Origin of the sequence: Mycolicibacterium fluoranthenivorans, assembly GCF_011758805.1 — a bacterium.
GTDB lineage: Bacteria > Actinomycetota > Actinomycetes > Mycobacteriales > Mycobacteriaceae > Mycobacterium > Mycobacterium fluoranthenivorans.
The window spans coordinates 525,286-544,770 of the sequence record NZ_JAANOW010000003.1; the positions used below are offsets into that span (position 1 = coordinate 525,286).

Annotated in this window: 18 protein-coding genes, 1 tRNA gene, 1 other RNA gene and 1 pseudogene; 12 read left to right on the top strand and 9 right to left on the bottom strand. The window is 66.7% G+C overall.

Annotation, left to right across the window (positions count from 1 at the left end; genetic code table 11):
- The first annotated feature begins 18 nt into the window (after positions 1–18).
- From FHU31_RS25955 to FHU31_RS25965, 3 genes are all read left to right on the top strand, one after another.
- Complete coding sequence (locus tag FHU31_RS25955) at positions 19–879, top strand: helix-turn-helix domain-containing protein (RefSeq protein ID WP_167163521.1); 861 nt, start codon at positions 19–21, stop codon at positions 877–879.
- Positions 880–1,204: 325 nt separating this feature from the next.
- Positions 1,205–2,509, top strand: a complete 1,305-nt coding sequence (locus tag FHU31_RS25960; protein ID WP_167163522.1) for an AurF N-oxygenase family protein — start codon at positions 1,205–1,207, stop codon at positions 2,507–2,509.
- 49 nt (positions 2,510–2,558) lie between these two features.
- Complete coding sequence (locus tag FHU31_RS25965; RefSeq protein WP_234901648.1) at positions 2,559–3,464, top strand: class I SAM-dependent methyltransferase; 906 nt, start codon at positions 2,559–2,561, stop codon at positions 3,462–3,464.
- A 17-nt stretch (positions 3,465–3,481) separates the two neighbouring features.
- On the opposite strand, the gene FHU31_RS25970 is transcribed toward FHU31_RS25965, so the two are convergent.
- Complete coding sequence (locus tag FHU31_RS25970; protein ID WP_167163523.1) at positions 3,482–4,471, bottom strand: DEDDh family exonuclease; 990 nt, start codon at positions 4,469–4,471, stop codon at positions 3,482–3,484.
- Positions 4,472–4,545: 74 nt separating this feature from the next.
- On the opposite strand from FHU31_RS25970, the gene FHU31_RS25975 reads away from it, so the two are divergent.
- Together FHU31_RS25975 and FHU31_RS25980 are read left to right on the top strand one after the other, a co-directional pair.
- A complete protein-coding gene (locus tag FHU31_RS25975) occupies positions 4,546–5,778 on the top strand; it encodes a Mur ligase family protein (protein WP_167163524.1) in 1,233 nt (410 codons plus the stop codon).
- Positions 5,771–6,487, top strand: coding sequence for a type 1 glutamine amidotransferase (locus tag FHU31_RS25980; RefSeq protein WP_167163525.1), 717 nt, complete (start codon positions 5,771–5,773; stop codon positions 6,485–6,487). The genes FHU31_RS25975 and FHU31_RS25980 overlap by 8 nt, the downstream gene beginning before the upstream one ends.
- On the opposite strand, the gene FHU31_RS25985 is transcribed toward FHU31_RS25980, so the two are convergent.
- The 3 genes from FHU31_RS25985 to FHU31_RS25995 all read right to left on the bottom strand — a co-directional run bounded on the left by FHU31_RS25985 (position 6,484) and on the right by FHU31_RS25995 (position 8,458).
- Entirely contained in the window at positions 6,484–7,398 is a 915-nt protein-coding gene (locus FHU31_RS25985; RefSeq protein ID WP_167163526.1) for a type IV toxin-antitoxin system AbiEi family antitoxin, read from the bottom strand. The genes FHU31_RS25980 and FHU31_RS25985 overlap by 4 nt on opposite strands.
- 117 nt (positions 7,399–7,515) lie before the next feature.
- Positions 7,516–8,127, bottom strand: a complete 612-nt coding sequence (gene recR, locus FHU31_RS25990; protein ID WP_090361714.1) for a recombination mediator RecR — start codon at positions 8,125–8,127, stop codon at positions 7,516–7,518.
- A gap of 1 nt (position 8,128) precedes the next feature.
- The gene (locus tag FHU31_RS25995) at positions 8,129–8,458 is read right to left on the bottom strand and encodes a YbaB/EbfC family nucleoid-associated protein (RefSeq protein WP_167163527.1); all 330 of its coding nucleotides are present in this window, start codon (positions 8,456–8,458) and stop codon (positions 8,129–8,131) included.
- A gap of 134 nt (positions 8,459–8,592) precedes the next feature.
- Between FHU31_RS25995 and FHU31_RS26000 the strand changes: the two genes are divergently transcribed.
- Positions 8,593–9,351, top strand: a complete 759-nt coding sequence (locus tag FHU31_RS26000) for an Rv3717 family N-acetylmuramoyl-L-alanine amidase (protein ID WP_167163528.1) — start codon at positions 8,593–8,595, stop codon at positions 9,349–9,351.
- Positions 9,352–9,393: 42 nt separating this feature from the next.
- Here FHU31_RS26000 and FHU31_RS26005 read toward each other — a convergent pair whose 3' ends face one another.
- Entirely contained in the window at positions 9,394–9,834 is a 441-nt protein-coding gene (locus FHU31_RS26005) for an SRPBCC family protein (protein ID WP_167163529.1), read from the bottom strand.
- Positions 9,835–9,917: 83 nt separating this feature from the next.
- Here FHU31_RS26005 and FHU31_RS26010 point away from each other — a divergent pair, with 83 nt between their 5' ends.
- Both FHU31_RS26010 and FHU31_RS26015 read left to right on the top strand, forming a co-directional pair.
- Positions 9,918–11,297, top strand: a complete 1,380-nt coding sequence (locus FHU31_RS26010) for an FAD-binding oxidoreductase (protein WP_167163530.1) — start codon at positions 9,918–9,920, stop codon at positions 11,295–11,297.
- The gene (locus FHU31_RS26015) at positions 11,294–12,601 is read left to right on the top strand and encodes a class I SAM-dependent methyltransferase (protein WP_167163531.1); all 1,308 of its coding nucleotides are present in this window, start codon (positions 11,294–11,296) and stop codon (positions 12,599–12,601) included. Before FHU31_RS26010 ends, FHU31_RS26015 begins: the two co-directional genes overlap by 4 nt.
- A 22-nt stretch (positions 12,602–12,623) precedes the next feature.
- On the opposite strand, the gene FHU31_RS26020 is transcribed toward FHU31_RS26015, so the two are convergent.
- The 3 genes from FHU31_RS26020 to ffs form a co-directional block, all read right to left on the bottom strand.
- Entirely contained in the window at positions 12,624–14,483 is a 1,860-nt protein-coding gene (locus FHU31_RS26020; protein WP_167163532.1) for a DNA polymerase III subunits gamma/tau, read from the bottom strand.
- Positions 14,484–14,510: 27 nt separating this feature from the next.
- On the bottom strand, positions 14,511–15,800 hold the full coding sequence (locus FHU31_RS26025; protein WP_167163533.1) for an aspartate aminotransferase type Ic: 1,290 nt from the start codon (positions 15,798–15,800) through the stop codon (positions 14,511–14,513).
- 102 nt (positions 15,801–15,902) lie between these two features.
- Positions 15,903–15,997, bottom strand: an RNA gene (gene ffs, locus FHU31_RS26030) — signal recognition particle sRNA small type.
- Between the two features lie 116 nt (positions 15,998–16,113).
- Between ffs and FHU31_RS26035 the strand changes: the two genes are divergently transcribed.
- The 4 genes from FHU31_RS26035 to FHU31_RS26050 all read left to right on the top strand — a co-directional run bounded on the left by FHU31_RS26035 (position 16,114) and on the right by FHU31_RS26050 (position 19,347).
- Positions 16,114–16,199, top strand: a tRNA-Ser gene (locus tag FHU31_RS26035).
- Between the two features lie 81 nt (positions 16,200–16,280).
- Complete coding sequence (gene lucA / locus FHU31_RS26040) at positions 16,281–17,018, top strand: lipid uptake coordinator LucA (RefSeq protein ID WP_167163534.1); 738 nt, start codon at positions 16,281–16,283, stop codon at positions 17,016–17,018.
- Between the two features lie 83 nt (positions 17,019–17,101).
- Positions 17,102–18,118 (top strand): S1C family serine protease, encoded by a 1,017-nt coding sequence (locus tag FHU31_RS26045; protein WP_167163535.1) that lies wholly within the window; start codon positions 17,102–17,104, stop codon positions 18,116–18,118.
- A gap of 953 nt (positions 18,119–19,071) precedes the next feature.
- On the top strand, positions 19,072–19,347 hold the full coding sequence (locus tag FHU31_RS26050; protein WP_167163536.1) for a hypothetical protein: 276 nt from the start codon (positions 19,072–19,074) through the stop codon (positions 19,345–19,347).
- Positions 19,348–19,360: 13 nt separating this feature from the next.
- Here FHU31_RS26050 and FHU31_RS31705 read toward each other — a convergent pair.
- A pseudogene (locus tag FHU31_RS31705) lies at positions 19,361–19,474 on the bottom strand (ATP-dependent DNA ligase); the annotation flags it as partial.
- Positions 19,475–19,485: the final 11 nt, after the last annotated feature.

The window sequence follows — 19,485 nt, forward strand, 5'->3', positions numbered from 1 at the left end:
CGGGACTATCTTCATGTCATGACCTCGGCTGTCCGACCTGCTCGGCACGTCAACGGTGTGCCGGTCTACGAGTACTCCCCGGCGACCCACCAGGACCCGGTCGTGGTGATCCGGTCACTGCCCGACAACGTTCTGCAGAAGAGCCGCCATATCCACGATTTTCCGCTCCTGACCTATGTCGCGGAGAGCAGTTCCGTGTACGTCGTCGCAGCGGGCGAACCGATCGACCCGGTGTGGATCCGGAATACACCCGACGTGGCCGTGGTGTTCTTCGACGCCGCCGCACTCGGTGACAGCACCCGTTCGCCGTGGCCGTCCTGGCGCGGACATCCCCTGCTGTTCCCGTTCTTGCACGGCGATGCCGGCGGAATCCTGCACCTGCAGCTTCCGCCGGATCGGAAGCCATTCTGGGACAACACCATCGACTCGATGGATGCAGAACTCACGGTCCGCGGCGAGGGTTACCGGCAAGCGGTCCTGGCCCACCTCACCCTGCTGCTGATCGACCTGGCCCGCATGACCGGTGACGTGGTGGCCGATCTGCGCCGCAGCGGTGAGCCCTTGATCGCCGATGTCTTCGCCGTCATCGAACGGCGTATCGGCGAACCCCTGTCCTTGAGCGACGTGGCCGCCGAACTCGGATTGACCCCCGGGCATCTGACCACCGTGGTGCGCCGCCGGACCGGGCGCACGGTACAAGAGTGGATCATCGAACGGCGGATGACCGAGGCTCGCGCCCTGCTCGCCGGGACGGACCTGCCCGTCGCCGAGATCGCCCGCCGTGTCGGTGTCGGCGACCCGGGTTACTTCGCCCGACTGTTCCACCGCCGGCACGGCGTACCGCCGCGGCGTTGGCGGGGCGGTACGAGCGCAAACTGATTGCTGCTCCCTGCGATTGTGCCGCCGGCTGCACCCGATCTCGGTGCCCGACTGCACTACAAGAGATTTCGATTTGGTGTCAATCCGCCCAATCCACCGAACCGTCTCCCCCAGTTACCGTCTAGCTCTCGCTCGTAACGGGTCGGCGCGCAAAGCGTAACGACTTGGCGCACATGCGTACACAGCGATCACGCAGGTGATAGCAATTGCGGTAGCGACAGCGGATGGAGATCGGTATGCAATGGGATTGCCCGCCGGCAGAGTGCGCCGAGAACTCGGCGCCGGTCTGCGTCATCCCGTTCGCCATGGCAGAACGTGTCAGCCGATGACGACGCTCAGTCGTACCGACGACACGTCCGAGGCCGAATATTCGGACAAGGTCACGGCGCTCACCGAGGCGATGACCCGTCTGGCATTCGATCCCTATCGTGATATCGATTGGGACGCAACGGAGAACGTCTTGAACGAGGACGATCCGCGCTGGCAATTGGATCCGGACGCCGCCCCGCTGGCGGCAACGCAGTGGTATGGCGAACAGTCGCTGCAGCGGCGTATCGACATGGGCCGCTGGATGACCGCGAACATGCTCAAGGTCACCCTTCAGTTCGAGATGATGCTGGTGCGCGGCGTCGTGCACTACGCGGGCAGTCTGCCCAACGGCGCCGAGGTCTTCCGGTATCTGCTCAACGAACTGTCCGACGAGTGTCATCACATCCAGATGTTCCAGGAATTCGTCAACCGCACCCGTGAAGACGTCCCCGGAATGCGCCGTGCCTCCCGCATCATCGGTCCGATCATCGCCTTCATCGGCGGCTACGCCAATATCTTTCTCTTCATCGGGGTCTTGTGTGGCGAACAGCCACTGCACTTCCAGCAGACGCTGCAGCATCGCGGCGCCACCCAGGTACCCCCGCTGCTCAATCGCATCACCTCGATCCATCTGGCGGAGGAAGCACGCCACATCACCTTTGCCGACATCCACCTGGCGCAGCAGATCGGGAGCGCCGGGCGATTACGACGGGCGTTGTACGCCCTCACCTTCCCGTTCTTTCTCCGCTGGCTGATCGGTGAGATGCTCACGCCGCCGCGCGCATTCGTTCGGCAGTTCGGGATCCCCCGGCAGGTTTTCAAGGCCGCGTACTGGCGAAGTGCCCACTCACGTCGACTGTTGGCCGAATCGGCGGCCGACGTTCGGCGTGCCGCCGCCGACCTCGGTCTGCGCCCGGTGTGGTCGCGTTGGATCTGGCGGCTGCTGGGCATCGACGGGCGCCTGCCCCGGTATCGCGGCGAGCCCGATCGCAGTCCGGCGACCACGCTCACGACGGACTGTCGAGGAACGGTGTGGGGACGGTGTGCCGCAGCGATACTCATGGCGGGCGTGGCCCTGTTGGCGACCCCGGACGGATTGCGCATCATCGCCGTCGCCGCCGCCGGTGCGGGTGTCTGGGCGACCTACCACATGCTGCGGGCACGATATGGCCGCGTGGTGGGCAACCAACCATTCGAGTGGTCGCGGTTCCTGGTCTGGGTGGTGGTCTGCGTCGCCATGATTCCCGCCGGCGGGTTGATCGGCCTCGCTCTGGTGGTGTTCATGATCCTTGCTCTTGCCGAATGGATGCCCACGCCATGACCGAGGGCACACCAACATGGCAACCCTGAATCGACCTGAAAGGCAACAAATGACTATCTCGCCCACCACCGAATCCGCGGAGGCACCTGATATGAAAACGATGTCGGCGCAACACCTCTCCAGACCCGCCCTGCCCTATTTCGACCTGCTGATGGAGGAACGCCAGGAGGGCGGTGAAACCGGCCAGCTCTGGGAGAATCAGGTGCACTGGGGGTATTGGGAGGACCCCAAGGCCGCCGAGGGCACCCGGGCCGACTACACCGCCGCCATGGAGGCGATGAACGGCGTGCTGTTCCACGCCGGAAAGCTCACCGACGGCCAGAAGCTGCTCGATGTGGGTTGTGGTTTCGGCGGGACGCTCCAACAGATCAACGGTGCCTATTCCGATATGGATCTCACCGGCCTGAACATCGACCCACGCCAGCTCGCCGCTGCCGACGCCCAGATCACGCCCACCTATGGCAACACCCTTCGCTGGGTCGAAGGCGACGCGTGCGAGCTGCCGTTCGAAGACAACTCGTTCGACCGAATCCTGGCAGTAGAGTGCATTTTTCACTTCCCCTCGCGACAGAAGTTCCTCGCCGAAGCTGCCAGGGTGCTCAAACCGGGCGGCTACCTGGCGGTGTCCGACTTCGTCCCGACCATGATGTTCTTCGGCAAGACGCCGATCTGGATGGCGATCCGCCCCAGAATCGCGAAGTCCTATGGCACGCTCGGCGATGTCCCCCTACGGGGTTACCGGTCCATGGGTAGGCGCGCCGGGCTGCAGCTCGTCGCAAATCGCAACATCCGGAAGAACACCATGCCGACGTATCCGTTCCTGCTGAGGTTCTTCCGCGAGCAGGCATCCGAGGACGCCCAGAGCACCATGCTCGTCGGGACCCGATGGATGAAGTGGCTTTCCAAACTCAGCCTTCTCCAATACCGGGTCTACACCTTCGTCAAACCCGACTGACGTCCACCGGCCGGGGCTCAGAACAACGCGTACTGGTCGCCGTCGCCGGTGGTGTCGACGAACTGCTCGACATCACGGCCACCGACGGCCTGTTCGATGAGCGCCATGAACTCGGTGTCCGCGATCAAGGGGACGCCCAGTTCGGCCGCTTGGTAGCCCTTGCCCTGTTCCGGCGCCGTGTCGTTGCACACCACCACCGAGGTCAGCTGGTCGACGTTCTCGGTGTACGCCAGTCCGGCGTCGAGGATCCGCTCGATCACCTCTTCATGGGTGTGCGCCATCTCCGCCGACAGCGCCACCCGCATGCCCTGCACCAGCGGGCGGCCGGTCACGAACGGTCCAGGGTTCTGGAACGGGCACGGGCGCCGGGCGGCCAGGGTTTTCAGCGGCCGCAGCTCTTCGTGGGTGACCTGGCCGTTGGGCCAGGTCTTGCGCGATACCGACCTGATCGGCAGCCACGATCGGCGCTCGCGTGCCGCCACCAGCGCGGGCTTGAGGATCTGGGCCAGCACGAGAGCATCGTCGAGGGCATCGTGCGGGCGCATCTGGGTGACGCCCCAGTGCGCGGCGAGCGTCTCCAGGCGCAGGTTCTCGGTGCCCAGCTGCAACCGGCGGGACAGTTCGACGGTGCACATCACCGACTCCACCGGCAGCGCAGCACCGACCAACTCGGCCTCCGCGGCAAGGAAGGCGTAGTCGAATGCCACGTTGTGGGCGACCAGCGTGCGCCCGCGCAGGATCTCCATCAACCGGGGCGCGACATCGGCGAACGTGGGCTGGCCGTCGAGCATCTCCGCGGTCAGGCCGTGCACATGGGTGGGACCGGGGTCCACGCCGGGATTGAGCAGGCTGGACACACTGTGTTCGACGTTGCCGTCATCGCCGACTGCGAGCGCGGCCACACTGACCACCCGGGCCTGTCCCGGCCGGAAACCCGTGGTCTCGACGTCGACGACGGCCCAACCGGTGCCCGGCTCGACCGCCGGTCGTCCCCAGGTCTGGCTCATGATTCGAGGATGGCACGGCGGTCCGACAACACACCGATCGCAGGCGCGCGTGTCGGACCCCTAAAATTCAGCTGATGGCTGTCTCTACTCGCGGGAAAGTGGCCCTGGGCGCCGGTGCCGCCGCGCGCTGGGCGTCACGGGTGACCGGCCGCGGCGCCGGTGCGATGATCGGCGGCCTGGTGGCGATGACACTGGATCGCTCCATCCTGGGTCAGCTCGGTGCGGGCCGCCGCTCGGTGGTGGTCACCGGGACGAACGGCAAATCCACCACCACCCGGATGACGGCGGCGGCGCTGGCCACGCTTGGACCGGTCGCGAGCAATTCCGAGGGTGCCAACATGGATGCCGGTCTGGTGGCCGCGTTGGCCGGTGCCCGGCACGCCGAATTGGCCGCGCTGGAAGTCGACGAGATGCACGTGCCGCACGTCGCCGATGCGGTGGCGCCCGCGGTGATCGTGCTGCTGAATCTCTCGCGCGATCAGCTGGACCGGGTCGGCGAGATCAACCACATCGAGCGCACGCTGCGTTCGGGACTGGCCCGTCATCCCGACGCCGTGATCGTGGCCAATTGTGACGACGTGCTGATGGCGTCGGCGGCCTACGACAACCCGAACGTGGTGTGGGTGGCCGCCGGGGGCGGGTGGGCCGGCGACTCGGTGAGTTGCCCACGGTCCGGCGAGGTCATCGTGCGCGACGGCGCCGACTGGTATTCGACCGGAACCGATTTCAAGCGTCCCACCCCGCAATGGTGGTACGACGACACGAATATCTATGGTCCGGACGGCTTTTCACAGCCCATGCAGCTGGCCCTACCCGGCGCGGTGAACCGCGGCAATGCCACCCAGGCGGTCGCCGCCGCGGTGGTGCTCGGTGCAGACCCGGCCCGGGCGGTGGCGGCGGTGTCGACCGTCGACGAGGTGGCCGGCCGGTACCGAACGGTGCGGGTGGGCAGTCACACCGCGCGCTTGCTGCTGGCCAAGAATCCCGCCGGCTGGCAGGAAGCACTGTCGATGGTCGACAAACACGCTGCGGGCGTAGTGATCTCGGTCAACGGCCAGGTCCCCGACGGCGAGGATCTGTCCTGGCTGTGGGATGTGCGGTTCGAGCACTTCGACGATACGACCGTGGTGGCCGCCGGTGAGCGCGGTACCGACCTCGCGGTGCGCCTCGGCTACGCGGGGGTGCAGCACACGCTGGTGCACGACACCGTTGCCGCGATCGAGTCATGTCCGCCAGGGCATGTCGAGGTGATCGCCAATTACACGGCTTTCCTGCAACTGAGCCGGGCTCTGGAGCGCCATGCCTGAATCGACCGTACGGATCGGACTGGTGCTGCCCGACGTGATGGGCACCTATGGCGACAGCGGCAACGCGGTGGTACTGCGGCAGCGCCTGCGGCTACGCGGGATCGACGCCGAGATCGTGGAGATCACGCTCGATGACCCGGTACCGGACTCGCTGGATCTCTACACCCTCGGTGGCGCAGAGGATTACGCGCAGCGACTGGCCACCCGCCATCTGATCCGTCATCCCGGGCTGCAGCGTGCCGCGGCCAAGGGCGCGCCGGTGCTGGCGATCTGCGCTGCCATCCAGGTGCTCGGGCACTGGTACGAGACCTCGGCGGGCGAACGGGTCGATGGCGTCGGCATGCTGGACGTCACCACCTCGCCCCAGGACGCCAGGACCATCGGCGAGGTGACGTCGACCCCGCTGGTCGACGGGCTCGACGAACCGTTGACCGGGTTCGAGAATCACCGTGGCGGAACGACTCTGGGCTCCTCGGCACAGCCGTTGGCCCGGGTCACCAAGGGTGCGGGGAACCGCCTCGGCGACGGGTATGACGGCGCGGTACAGGGCAGCGTGGTGGCGACCTATCTGCACGGCCCGTGCCTGGCCCGCAATCCGCAGCTGGCCGACCACCTGCTCAGCCGCGTTGTCGGGGATCTACCGCCGCTGGACCTGTCCGAGGTGACACAGCTGCGCACCGAACGCCTGGCCGCACCACGCCGGGTCTAAGCCGCATCCTCCCTCCGCCCAATTGAACAAACGGGCGGATTTCTGCGAGTGGATCGCGCCAATTCGTCGATCTCGGCGCCGCGACGCGCGAAGGCCTCACCCACCCGCTCCAGGATCTCGCTCTTGGTGTCCTCGGCGATCACGCGGATGACCTCCCAGCCACGCTTGGCGATCTTGGGTAGCCGCTTGTGGTCCTTGGCGTACTGCGGGCGTGATGTCTGGTGCTGCTCTCCGTCGTACTCGACGGCGAGCCCCAGACTCCGCCATCCCATGTCCAGATACGCGAAGGTCTGCCCGTCCTCATCGCAGACCGGGATCTGCGTCTCGGGTACCGGAAAGTTGTTGTCGATCAAGAGAAGCCGCAGCCAACTCTCCTTCAGCGACGCGGCGCCCGAGTCGATCAGCGGCAGTAGTTCGCGAAGTTGGCGGACACCACGCACCGGGCCGTACCGTTGTGCCAGCAGCGCAACCTCATCGGAGTCGAATGCGACGCTTCTCATCAGTGCATCGAGACGACCGAGTGCGATCGATCGTTTCTGGTGGCGCCCGAGGTCGAACGCGGTGCGCGCCGGCGTCGCCACCGGGATACCGTCGACCGTGGTGATCTCGTCGTCCGCGATCCGATCCATCCGGATCAACAACCCCGGCTGCCGGCGGTGTTGCAGTACCACCACCTCGATCGGCTCGGTGTCGTCGACCCACTCGGCGCCGTGCAACGCCGAAGCCGCCACTCCGGTGATCACGCCACTGCGCCCGGATGTCAGCCAGGCGCCGAGCGCCCTGTCCGGCAGGGTCGGGATGGCCCACTTCGGTGTGTACACCCCGCGGAACATCGGCCGATACCACCGGCGGAGCACGGTGCGCGGCATGCCGGCGCCCAGCGCCTCACTGCCCAGAAATACTTCGTTCATGCAGGCATGGTGACGCCCGGGTCCGACATGTCACCGAACTCGACGAAATGGCGTAGACCACTCGATCTTTCCCGCCCGTTTGATCAATTGGGCGGAAAGAGAGAGCGCGCAAGGGGGTCAGACCATGGCGCGGCGGCCGGCCAGGGCGCGGCCCAGGGTCAGCTCGTCGGCGAACTCCAAATCCCCGCCCATCGGCAGGCCCGACGCGATCCTCGTCACCGTCAGGCCCGGGATATCGCGCAGCATGCGCATCAGGTAGGTGGCGGTCGCCTCACCCTCGGTGTTCGGGTCGGTGGCGATGATCACCTCGGCGATGTCGACACCGTCGACCCGTTCGCCGATCCGGTTGAGCAGTTCACGGATCCGCAGTTGGTCCGGTCCCACTCCGGACAGCGGATCCAACGCGCCACCCAGGACGTGATACCGCCCCCGGAATTCTCGAGTGCGCTCGACGGCCTGGATGTCCTTGGGCTCCTCGACCACGCACACCAGCGACGCGTCCCGGCGCGAGTCGTTGCAGATGCGGCAGCGCTGATCGTCCGAGACGTTGCCGCACACGGCACAGAACGTGACACCGTCGCGGATCCGGCCCAGCACCGCGGTCAGCCGGTCGATATCCGGAGGTTCGACCGATAACAGGTGGAAAGCGATGCGCTGGGCGCTCTTCGGCCCGATCCCGGGCAGCTTGCCGAGCTCGTCGATCAGATCTTGGACCGGGCCTTCGAACACCTCAGAATCCCGGCAACTGCAAGCCGCTCATCCCGCCGGCGAGCGGGCCCAGCCGGGTCTGCGCCAGGATGGTCACCTGCTTGGAGGCGTCGGCAATGGCGCCGACGATGAGGTCCTGCAACGTCTCGGGGTCCGCCGGGTCGATGACCTTGGGGTCGATGGCCACCGCGGTGACCTCGCCGCTGCCCTTCATGGTGACCTGCACCAGGCCACCGCCGCCCTGGCCGTGCACTTCCGAGTTGGCCAGCGCCTCCTGCGCCTCCATCAGCGCCTGCTGCACCTGCTGAGCCTGGGCGAGCAGCGCGGACATATCGGGGGGGCCGGGTTCCATGATGAGTTCCTTTTGAGTCCGACTCGAATCTGACACTGCGTGTTGGTTGCGTCCTGGTCTCGACTTGGTTTCGCTCGCGAGCCGACCGCGGTTTGTTCTTCAACACTAGTCTCCACCCCGGTTACGGTGGCGCCGTGCACGTCCCCAACAGCTTGCGTGTCGGCGCCACGGCACTGCTCATCGCCGCCACCGTGTCGTCCGTAACGTCGCCCGCGCCCGCCGCCGCCGCTCCGGCGAACATCGCGGGCATGATCGTGTTCCTCGACCCCGGCCACAACGGCGCCAACGACGCGTCCATCAGCCGGCAGGTACCGACCGGCCGCGGCGGTACCAAGGACTGCCAGGCCAGCGGTACCAGCAGCAACTCGGGCTATCCGGAGCACACCTTCAACTGGGATACCACCCTGCGGGTACGGGCAGCACTCACCCAACTCGGCGTGCGCACCGCGATGTCGCGCGGCAACGACGACGCGCTGGGTCCGTGCGTCGACGAGCGCGCCGCCATGGCCAATGCGATCCGCCCGAACGCCATCGTGAGCATCCATGCCGACGGTGGCCCGGCCAACGGCCGCGGCTTCCACGTGCTGTACTCGTCGCCGCCGCTGAACACCGCCCAGGCCGGCCCCGCCATCCAGTTCGCTCAGGTCATGCGTGACCAGATCCAGGGTTCGGGAATCCCGCCGGCCAACTACATCGGCTCCGGTGGGCTGGACGCACGTTCAGATATCGCCGGGCTGAACCTGGCGCAGTACCCCTCGATCCTCGTCGAGTGCGGCAACATGAAGAACCCGGCCGACTCGGCACTGATGGAGACCGATTCCGGACGCCAGAAGTACGCCGACGCCATCGTCCGGGGCATCGTCGCCTACCTGGCGTCCGGCGCTGCGCGCTGATCCCTGTCGCGGCCTACTTCGCTTCGCCAGCCATGTCGCGGCCTACTTCGCCTCGAGTTCCTTCTTCAGGTTGGCCAGCACCGCGTCCTGGATCTTGCGCAGGCCCAGCGGCGCGAACGTCTTCTCGAAGAATCCCTTGACGCCGCCCGCACCCTTCCACGAGGTTTTGACCGTGACGGTCGATCCGGTGCCGGCCGGGGCCACAGTCCAGTTGGTCACCAACGTGGAGTTGGCGTCCTTCTCGATGACGGTCTTGCCCGCCACGTCGACGGTCGCCTTGATATCGCGCACCCGTGACTCGGTGGCCTGCAGCTTCCAGCTCACGACGGTGCCCGCACCCTGCCCGCCCTCGAGCACCTGGTAATTGCTGTAGTGCGAGGAGAGGATCTTCGGTCGCACCGTCTGGTAGTCGGCGACTGCGGCGAGCACTGCTTCCGGCGTCGCGTCGATCAACACCGTGTTGGATGCGCTGACCTGTCCCATTCAGAAAACTCCCGTGTCATCTATGGGGCGTGCCCCCAGTGTGTGCGGTCGCATCGTCGGCGACCGAGGACTAGCGTATATGTGTGTCTGTTGTTGCAACCGACGCGCAGGGGACCCACGCCGCGGGGGTGCAGCGGCTGCTTGACAGTTACCGCGCCATCCCCGCGACGGCCACCGTGCGCCTGAATAAGCCCACGTCCAACTTGTTCCGCTCACGTGCCAAAAGCACCACAAAAGGTCTGGACACCTCAGGTTTGACCGGTGTCATCAGCGTCGATCCCAACGCCCGCACCGCCGATGTGGCCGGAATGTGCACGTATGAGGATCTGGTGGCGGCCACACTGCCGCACGGGTTGTCGCCCCTGGTGGTGCCGCAGCTCAAGACCATCACCCTCGGCGGCGCCGTCACCGGACTGGGTATCGAGTCCGCGTCGTTCCGCAACGGCCTGCCACACGAATCGGTGCTCGAACTCGACATCCTGACCGGGGCCGGGGATATCGTCACCGCGAGCCGAACTCAGTACCCCGATCTGTTTCACGCCTTCCCGAATTCATATGGCACGCTCGGCTACTCGGTACGTCTCAAGATCGAGCTCGAATCCGTGAAACCCTTCGTGAGCCTTCGCCACCTGCGATTCCACACGATCGAGCACCTCATCGCGGCCATGGAGCGAATCATCGAGACCGGTGGCTACGACGGCGCGCCCGTGGACTACCTGGACGGGGTGGTGTTCAGCGCGCAGGAGAGCTACCTGTGCCTCGGAGTACAGACCGCGACGCCGGGGCCGGTCAGCGACTACACCGGCCGGCAGATCTACTACCGCTCCATTCAGCACCCCGAGGGTGAGCTACAGGACCGCCTGACCATCCACGACTATCTGTGGCGATGGGACACCGACTGGTTCTGGTGTTCAAGGGCTTTCGGTGCCCAGCACCCCGTTGCCCGCCGGCTGTGGCCCCGCCGCTTCCGGCGCAGCAGTTTCTACTGGAAGCTGGTCGGCTACGACCAGCGCTTCAACATCGCCGATCGCATCGAGAAACGACACGGCAGGCCACCGCGGGAGCGGGTGGTGCAGGATGTCGAGGTCCCCCTCGAACGGTGCGCCGAGTACCTGGACTGGTTTTTGGCACACGTGCCGATCGAACCGATCTGGTTGTGTCCCTTGCGGTTACGCGGTGATGACGAATGGCCGCTGTATCCGATCCGCCCACACCACACTTATGTGAACGTGGGCTTCTGGTCGTCGGTCCCGGCCGGCGCCACCGAGGGTGAGACCAACAGGCTCATCGAACGCAAGGTGAGCGAACTGGAGGGGCATAAATCCCTCTACTCGGACGCTTTCTACTCTCCGGAGGAGTTCGACGCACTCTACGGCGGCAAGGCCTACCGGACCGCGAAGATGACCTACGACCCCGATTCCCGGCTGCTCGATCTGTATGCGAAGGCGGTGCAAAGAAAGTGACCACGTACAAAGACCGCGCTGCGGCACCCACCGGTCGGCTCACTCTGGCCGAAATCCTTGAAATCGTCACAGCAGGCGAAGTCCCGCTGAAGTTCACCGCGTACGACGGCAGCACCGCCGGTCCTGAGGACGCCGTCGTCGGGCTGGACCTCAAGACGCCGCGGGGCACCACCTACCTGGCCACTTCACCTGGCGAGCTCGGACTGGCCCGGGCCTATGTGTCCGGTGACCTCGACATGCTCGGCGTGCACCCCGGCGATCCGTACGACCTGCTCAGGGCCATGGCCGGCAAGACGGATTTCAAACTGCCGCCGGCTCGCGTGCTGGCCCATATCGTCGCCTCGATCGGCGTGGAACATCTGCTGCCCATCGCCCCGCCCCCGCAAGAGGCACTGCCGCGCTGGCGCCGGCTCGCAGAGGGGTTGCGGCACAGCAAGACCCGAGATGCCGAGGCCATCCACCACCACTACGACGTGTCGAACACGTTCTACGAGTGGGTGCTCGGCCCGTCGATGACCTATACGTGTGCGTGCTATCCGGATGCCGACGCCACCCTGGAGCAGGCCCAGGACAACAAATACCGGCTGGTGTTCGACAAGTTGCGCCTCCAGCCCGGTGATCGGCTGCTCGATGTGGGCTGCGGCTGGGGCGGGATGGTCCGTTACGCCGCCAAACACGGGGTGAAAGCCCTCGGTGTCACCTTGTCGGCCGAACAGGCTTCCTGGGCCCAGAGAGCGATCGAAGAGCAGGGCCTGTCCGACCTGGCCGAGGTGCGGCACGGCGACTACCGGGATGTGCGCGAATCGAATTTCGACGCGGTGTCCTCGATCGGGTTGACCGAACACATCGGGGTGGCCAACTACCAGTCGTACTTCCGGTTCCTGCAGTCCAAGATGCGGCCCGGGGCGCTCCTGCTCAACCACTGCATCACCCGGCCGGATAACCGGACGGGGCCGCACGCAGGCGGATTCATCGACCGGTACGTCTTCCCCGATGGCGAACTCACCGGGTCGGGGCGCATCATCACCGAAGCCCAGGACGTCGGCCTCGAAGTGGTCCACGAGGAGAACCTGCGTGAGCACTACGCGATGACGCTGCGCGACTGGTGCCGCAATCTAGTCGAGCACTGGGATGAGGCCGTGGCCGAGGTCGGGCTGCCCACCGCGAAGGTGTGGGGCCTGTACATGGCCGGGTCACGCTGGGGCTTCGAATCGAACGTTGTTCAGTTGCACCAGGTTCTGGCGGTCAAATTGGATGAACGGGGCGGCAACGGTCTGCCGCTGCGTCCGTGGTGGACTCCGTGAGTTCGCACGCGTATCGCGTCGGCTAACCCTTGTCGATCCGGCGCGCGCCCAGTTCGGTCTGCAGCAGCTCGATCGCCACTTCCTCCGGGTCGCGGCGCACCACCTCGGAGGTGTCGCTGTTCGCCTCGGCGAGCATGCGTTCCTCTTCCGCCTGCGGATCGGGCGCAGCGGGCGCCGGGCCCGCGGCCGGCACGGTCTCACCGGTGTCCGGCACACACCGGATCTGCCAGTCGACACCGAGCGCATCCTTGATCGATTCCCGGATGATCTCGGCGTTCTTCGTCTCCCCGAGGCGCTTCACGAGTGACTGCGCCGGGTGGCTGAGCACCAGCGTGTCACCGTCGACGGCGCGCACGATGGCATCGGCCAACATGGCGTTGACCGCCTTACTACGGCCGTTGACCTTCTCCCGCACCGTGTTCCACATGCTGCGGACGGCGGCCGCGTCGGGCTGACCGACCGCGGCGGCAACCGTCTGCGGGGCAACCGCGGCCGGTGCGGGTGGCGGGGCCGGCGCGGGCGCGCGCACCGGCTCGGGCTCCGGCGGCGGTTCGGGAGCAGGTTCGGGTTCGGGGGCGGGCGCCGGTGCGGGTGTGGGTACCGGTCGCGCCACGGGCTCGGGCTCGGGCTCGGGTGCAGATGGCGCGGACTCGGTGCGACTGGGTCGGACGAACTGCCGGGTCGCCGGAGCAGCCGGCGCAGGGTTCAGCTCATTGCTGGGGACCGAGACGTCCAGCCGCGTCTCGATGCGCTCGATACGTTGCAGCAGCGCCGCTTCGGTATCGCTGGCCGACGGCAGCAGCAGCCGGGCACAGACCACCTCGAGCAGCAGGCGGGGCGCCGTCGCACCGCGCATCTCCCCCAGCCCGGCGTGCACCACCTCCGCGTAGCGGGCAAGCGTTGCCGAGCCCAGCCGGGCGGCCTGCTCCCGCATACGCTCCAGCACATCGGCCGGCGCGTCGACGACCCCGCGGTCGGCGGCATCGGGCACCGCCTGCAGCACGATCAGGTCGCGGAACCGCTCCAGCAGGTCGGTGGCGAAGCGGCGCGGATCGTGTCCGGCGTCGATGACCGATTCCACCGCGCCGAACAATGCGGCCGCATCCCCCGCGGTGAGTGCATCGACCGCGTCGTCGATCAGCGCGACATCGGTGGCACCCAGCAGGGCCAGGGCCCGCTGGTAGACCACCCGGTTACCGTCGGCGCCGGCCACCAACTGGTCGAGCACCGACAGGCTGTCCCGGGGCGAGCCGCCCCCGGCGCGAATGACCAACGGGTACACGGCCTCGTCGACGGTCACGCCCTCGTCCCGACATATCCGCTCCAGCAGGCCGCGCATGGTCTTGGGGGCCAGCAGCCGGAACGGGTAGTGGTGGGTGCGCGATCGGATGGTCGGCAGGACCTTCTCCGGCTCCGTGGTCGCGAAGACGAAGATCAGGTGATCCGGCGGCTCCTCGACGATCTTGAGCAGCGCGTTGAACCCCGCGGTGGTGACCATGTGCGCTTCGTCGACGATGAAGATGCGGTAGCGAGACTGGGCCGGCGCGTAGAACGCACGGTCGCGCAGCTCACGGGTGTCGTCGACACCGCCGTGGCTGGCCGCGTCGAGCTCGACGACATCGACATTGCCCGGACCGTTCGGCGCCAGCGCCACACAGGAGTCACACGTCCCGCACGGTGTCGGTGTCGGGCCCTGCTCACAGTTGAGCGAGCGGGCCAGGATGCGCGCCGACGACGTCTTGCCGCAGCCGCGCGGCCCCGAGAACAGATAGGCGTGGTTGATCCGGCCGGCGGACAATGCCGTGGACAACGGTGCGGTGACGTGCTCCTGTCCGACGACCTCGGCGAAGCTTGCGGGTCGGTACTTCCGGTAGAGCGCCACGGTCAGCAGGCTACCGAGAAGGTGCGACTAATCACGAGCCAGCAGCGACTCGGTGGCCGCGAGCAGCGCACACGTCGACAAACCATCGATCGCCTCGCGCAGATCCGACTCGGCCGGAAAGGTGGGGGCGATCCGAATGTTCTTGTCCTCGGGATCTTTTCCATAGGGGAACGACGCACCCGCCGCGGTGACCGCGATGCCCGCGTCCTTGGCCAGCGCGACCGTCCGCTTCGCCGTACCGGGCCATACGTCCAGGCTGACGAAATAGCCGCCCTTGGGGTCGGTCCAGGACGCGATCTTGGACTCCCCGAGCCGGTTCTCCAGGATCTCGGCGACCAGGGCGAACTTCGGCGCCAGCAGTTCGCGGTGGCGCTGCATGTGCAGGCGGACCCCGTCGGCGTCCCCGAAGAACTTCAGGTGACGCAGCTGATTGACCTTGTCCGGGCCGATCGTCTTCTTGCTCGCGTGCTGCAGGTACCAGGCGATGTTGCCCAACGAACCACCGAAGAAGCTGACCCCGGCGCCGGCGAAGGTGATCTTCGACGTCGAGGCAAACACCAACGGGCGATTGGGGTTTCCGGCCGCGGCCGCCAATCCGAGCACATCGACCTGCCGGGTGAATTCTGCGGTGAGGGTGTGCACCGCGTAGGCGTTGTCCCAGAACAACCGGAAATCCGGGGCCGCGGTCTTCATCTGGACCAGCCGCCGGACGACCTCCCAGGAGTAGCTGGCGCCGGTCGGATTGGAGAACACGGGCACACACCACATGCCCTTGATCGCCGGATCGGCGGCGACCAGTTCTTCGATGAGGTCGACATCCGGGCCGTCCTCGCGCATCGGCACCGCGACCATCTCGATACCGAAGCTCTCGGTGATCGCGAAATGCCGGTCGTAGCCCGGCGCCGGGCAGAGGAATTTGATACCGGTACTCGCCCGGTCCTCGATCCAGGGCCGCGGGGAGTCCACCCCACCGTGCAGCAGCGAGAACACCACCGCGTCGTGCATGAACTCCAGGCTGGCGTTGTTGCCCGCGATCAGGTTCGGCACCGCGATCCCGAGCAGTTCACCGAAGATGGCCCGCAGTTCCGGCAGGCCGTGCAGGCCGCCGTAGTTGCGGGTGTCCGTCCCGTCCGCATCCCGATAGGAATCGGGTCCCGGCAACGCCAGCAGGCCGTTGGACAGATCGAGCTGCTCCGGCGCCGGTTTACCGCGGGTCAGGTCGAGCGCCAGCCCCTTGGCCCGCAGCGCGGTGTAGTTCTGCTGCTGCAAGTCGTGCTGGGCGACCAGTTCGTCACGGCCGAGGGACTCAAACGACACTGTGGGCCTTTCAAAGCCGTGCATACACAGGGTTGCCTAGAAGGACGTCGTCCACAAGGCATGTCCACACAGACATGTCGACGCAGACACATCCACACAAACATAAGGGGACCCCGCGCACCCGCCAGAGCCCATTGACCCTTGCTGCCTTCCGGCCCTGGGGGAGTTCACAGGATGGACGCCGCGCGGGGTCCGGGAAACGAGTGTAGTCCCCCGCTCTGGGGTGCAGCGGAGCGACCGGGGATCTGCGCCAAAGGCCCTGACCGACCCTGGCTGGTCGGGCGCCCCGGGTTGGTCGGCTACCATGGCCGACGGAGGATTCGCCTAGTGGCCTATGGCGCTCGCCTGGAACGCGGGTTGGGTTAATAGCCCTCAGGGGTTCAAATCCCCTATCCTCCGCGCTCGGGTCCGGGGCGCGACCAGCGATTGTCGCCAGATGATCAGCGGGTCGCACCCCGGCCCTCAGACTCAAGGAGGACCATGCGTCGTGGGATCGCGGTGCTATGGCACGCATCGTCTCTGATCCTTGCGGCGGCGCTCTACTTCTTCTTCGTCCTGCCCCGCTGGTTCGAGCTGACCGGCGAGTGGCCGCACACCCTCGGCACCGTGATGCGCATCGTGTGCGGCGTCCTGGTGGTGCTCAGCGCACTGCCGGTCGCCCTCACCTGGTCGCGCACCCGCAAGCCGGAGCTGGGGACGCCGTCCCTGGCCCTGTCGCTGCGGGTCTGGTCCATCGGGGCGCATGTGCTGGCCGGCCTGCTCATCGCGGGCGCCGGCATCAGCGAGATCTGGCTGAGTCTCGACACCGCGGGGCAGTGGCTGTTCGGCATCTATGGCGCCGCGGCCGCGATCGCCCTGCTGGGCGCGTTCTCCTTTTACCTGGCTTTCGTGGCCGAGCTGCCACCGCCGCCGCCGAAGCCGGTCAAGATCAAAGCGGACAAGCGCCGCCGCGGCGGCGCCGATGAGGAGATTTCGGCCACACCGGACGAAGCCGGCACGTCCGAGGACGCCGAGACCACCGAAGACACCGAGACCGCCGAAGACACCGAAGACACCCGGGACGCCGACGAGACGGCTGCGGATTCCGTCGCCGGTAACGCGGAGGGCGACGATACCGATACCGAATCCGAGGCCGGTGGTAGCAAGCTGCGCAATCGCAGGCCTGCCGGGAAAGCACGGCGCGGCCGGACGCGTGGCGGGATAGCCGTCGAAGACTGAACGCCTGCGTGTCGCTGCATCGACAGTTTCCGGTTGCACCGTCAATATTGAGGGAATACCTCTGGCGCTCCGGAAGGCGGCGAATGCGCAGGTTCCACTTTCACCGGTGGTTTGCGATCCTGGTCGCCACGCTGCTGGCCTTCCTGGCGGCTGCCCCTGCAGCCGCCGCCCCCAATGATCTGTCCGGCGCGATCGCAGCGGTCGAACCCTCCGTGGTGCGCATCGACACCACGGTCGACTACCAGCATGTGATGGGGACCGGCACCGGCATCGTTCTCGACCCGAACGGGCAGGTCCTGACGAACTACCACGTGATCCAGGGTGCGGACACCATCAACGCGATGGTGGGCGGACGGCCCTTCGCGGCCGATATCGTCGGATTCGATCGCCGCCGCGATATCGCGGTGATCCAGCTACGCGGTGCGGGCGGTCTGCCGGTCACGCCGCTGGGTGATTCCGCCCAGCTGTCCATCGGCGATCCCGTCGTGGCCCTGGGCAATGCCCGCGGCACGGGCGCCCCTTTGACCCAGGAAACCGGCACCATCAGCGCCTTCGGGCGGACCATCAGCGCCGCGGACGAGCTCACCGGATCGTCGAATCAGATGACCGGCCTGTTCGAGATCGCCGCCCCCGTGCGGGCCGGGGACTCGGGTGGACCGGTGGTCAACGGCGCCGGACAGGTCGTCGGCATCACCACGGCCGCCTCGGTGAACTTCAGGATGGGCCCCGGCGGCGAAGGGTTCGCGATCCCGATCAACGACGCGTTGGCGATCGCCAACCAGATCCGCGCGGCCACTCCGTCGGACACCGTGCACATCGGACCGCCGACACTGCTGGGGGTCGGCGTGAGTACGGCCGAGCAACATGAGGCGTTTCCGGGCGTCCTCGTGCACGAGGTGCTGCGCGGTGGACCCGCTGAGCAGGCCGGACTGGTCAACGGAGACGTGATTCTGACCCTGGACGGCACACAGCTCGATTCGGCGACCGAGCTGACCGCTGTGCTGGACCGGCACTATCCGGGCGACGTGATCGCACTGACGTGGATCGACCGAGCGGGTCAGCACCAGACCGGGAAAGCGACGCTGACCGCCGGCGACTGAGCGCCGAGACGCCGCGACACGCCCGCACGAGGTGTAGCCACAGCATTTTTCAAAAAACCTTTACGCAATTTTCGGGTGCGTCATTTGAGTGCGATCAGCGTTGCTCGCGCAAGCATCGGCGACAAAATGTGACGTATTCGTCAAAATTGCCATTGCTCTCGCCCTCGGCGTGATTCCTGTGGCACTGTGAACCCGTCCGCGCCACATCATTGTCGGCAGCGCCAAAAATCGACTCACCGTTTACTCACCACTCCCCTCGCCCGGTAGCCGAGGCGTCGGGTGATCGACTCATACGGATTCGCACACCCGGGGTTCGCTACGAGCAAAGAAGTGGTGTGACCTACAGGATCACACCACTTACGGCGACCTTGCGCCGGCCGGGCGGGGGCATCCTCGTATGCACTCGAGCCGAATCGATGTGATCTTGAAACCGGCACTGCCATAGGGCCTTTCATTCACAGCGCGGAGCGTCCCGCACACTGGCGGCAACACAGCGTCACGGCAGACTTCATCACCCGCCCGATTCGCCACCGAGGGCACGCGAGCCCGCGAATTCTCGTCCGCACACGCGCCGGCACGCGGGGTCGGCCGCACCCGGTCGCCGCCTGCCGCCGCGGGTTGGGCGACCGCGGATCCGGCCGGCCGGCCGGCGGACACGACGGGTGCATCCGGGACATCGCCGACCGCGGAGCCGGGTCCATCTCGGGCCGCCCCGCAAAACGCCTCCGCGGGCTTCGGCAGCCCGCTCACGTGCGCCCGGGTAGTTGCCTGGGCAACAGCCGACCCCGTTGCTGGAAGTTCGCTGAAGGCCGCTGACCTGGTAATTGTCGCGCCTGAGGGCGCCGCGCAGGCCTTTCCCATGCCGCCACTCGGCGTTACATTTGCACTAACGACCTGCGGCCCGCAGCTGTGCATGAAGCAACAGCCCGCCCCGCTGGCAAGGGGGAGACATCGTGGTCCAAACCGTCATAGCGGCCTACCTCATCGGCTGGGCGCTCAGTGCAGTGGTCATCTATATGGCCAGCCGGCATATGGGGTCAAAGTACGAGCCGGTGCCGCACCAGTTCGCGCTCAGCGCCGGAGCCGGAGCACTCTGGCCGCTGCTGATCCTCGGTGCCGTCGAGTTCAGCTCGGTCGCCGCCGCCTCGAGCGCGGCCTCGCACGTGGAATCCGTCGACGGCAGTTCGCACCACCTTCTGGTGAGCGCGACGGTCGTGCCGCTGCGCTGAGCACCCGCGGGACCTACTCCCCGACCGGGTTCCCGTCCGCGTCCCAGTGCGCAGCAACCTTCTTGCTGGGCTGCACACGGGGCGGTTCACCCGGCATCTTCGGATAGCTCGGTTCTCCGGGTAGTTCAGGGCTGTGCG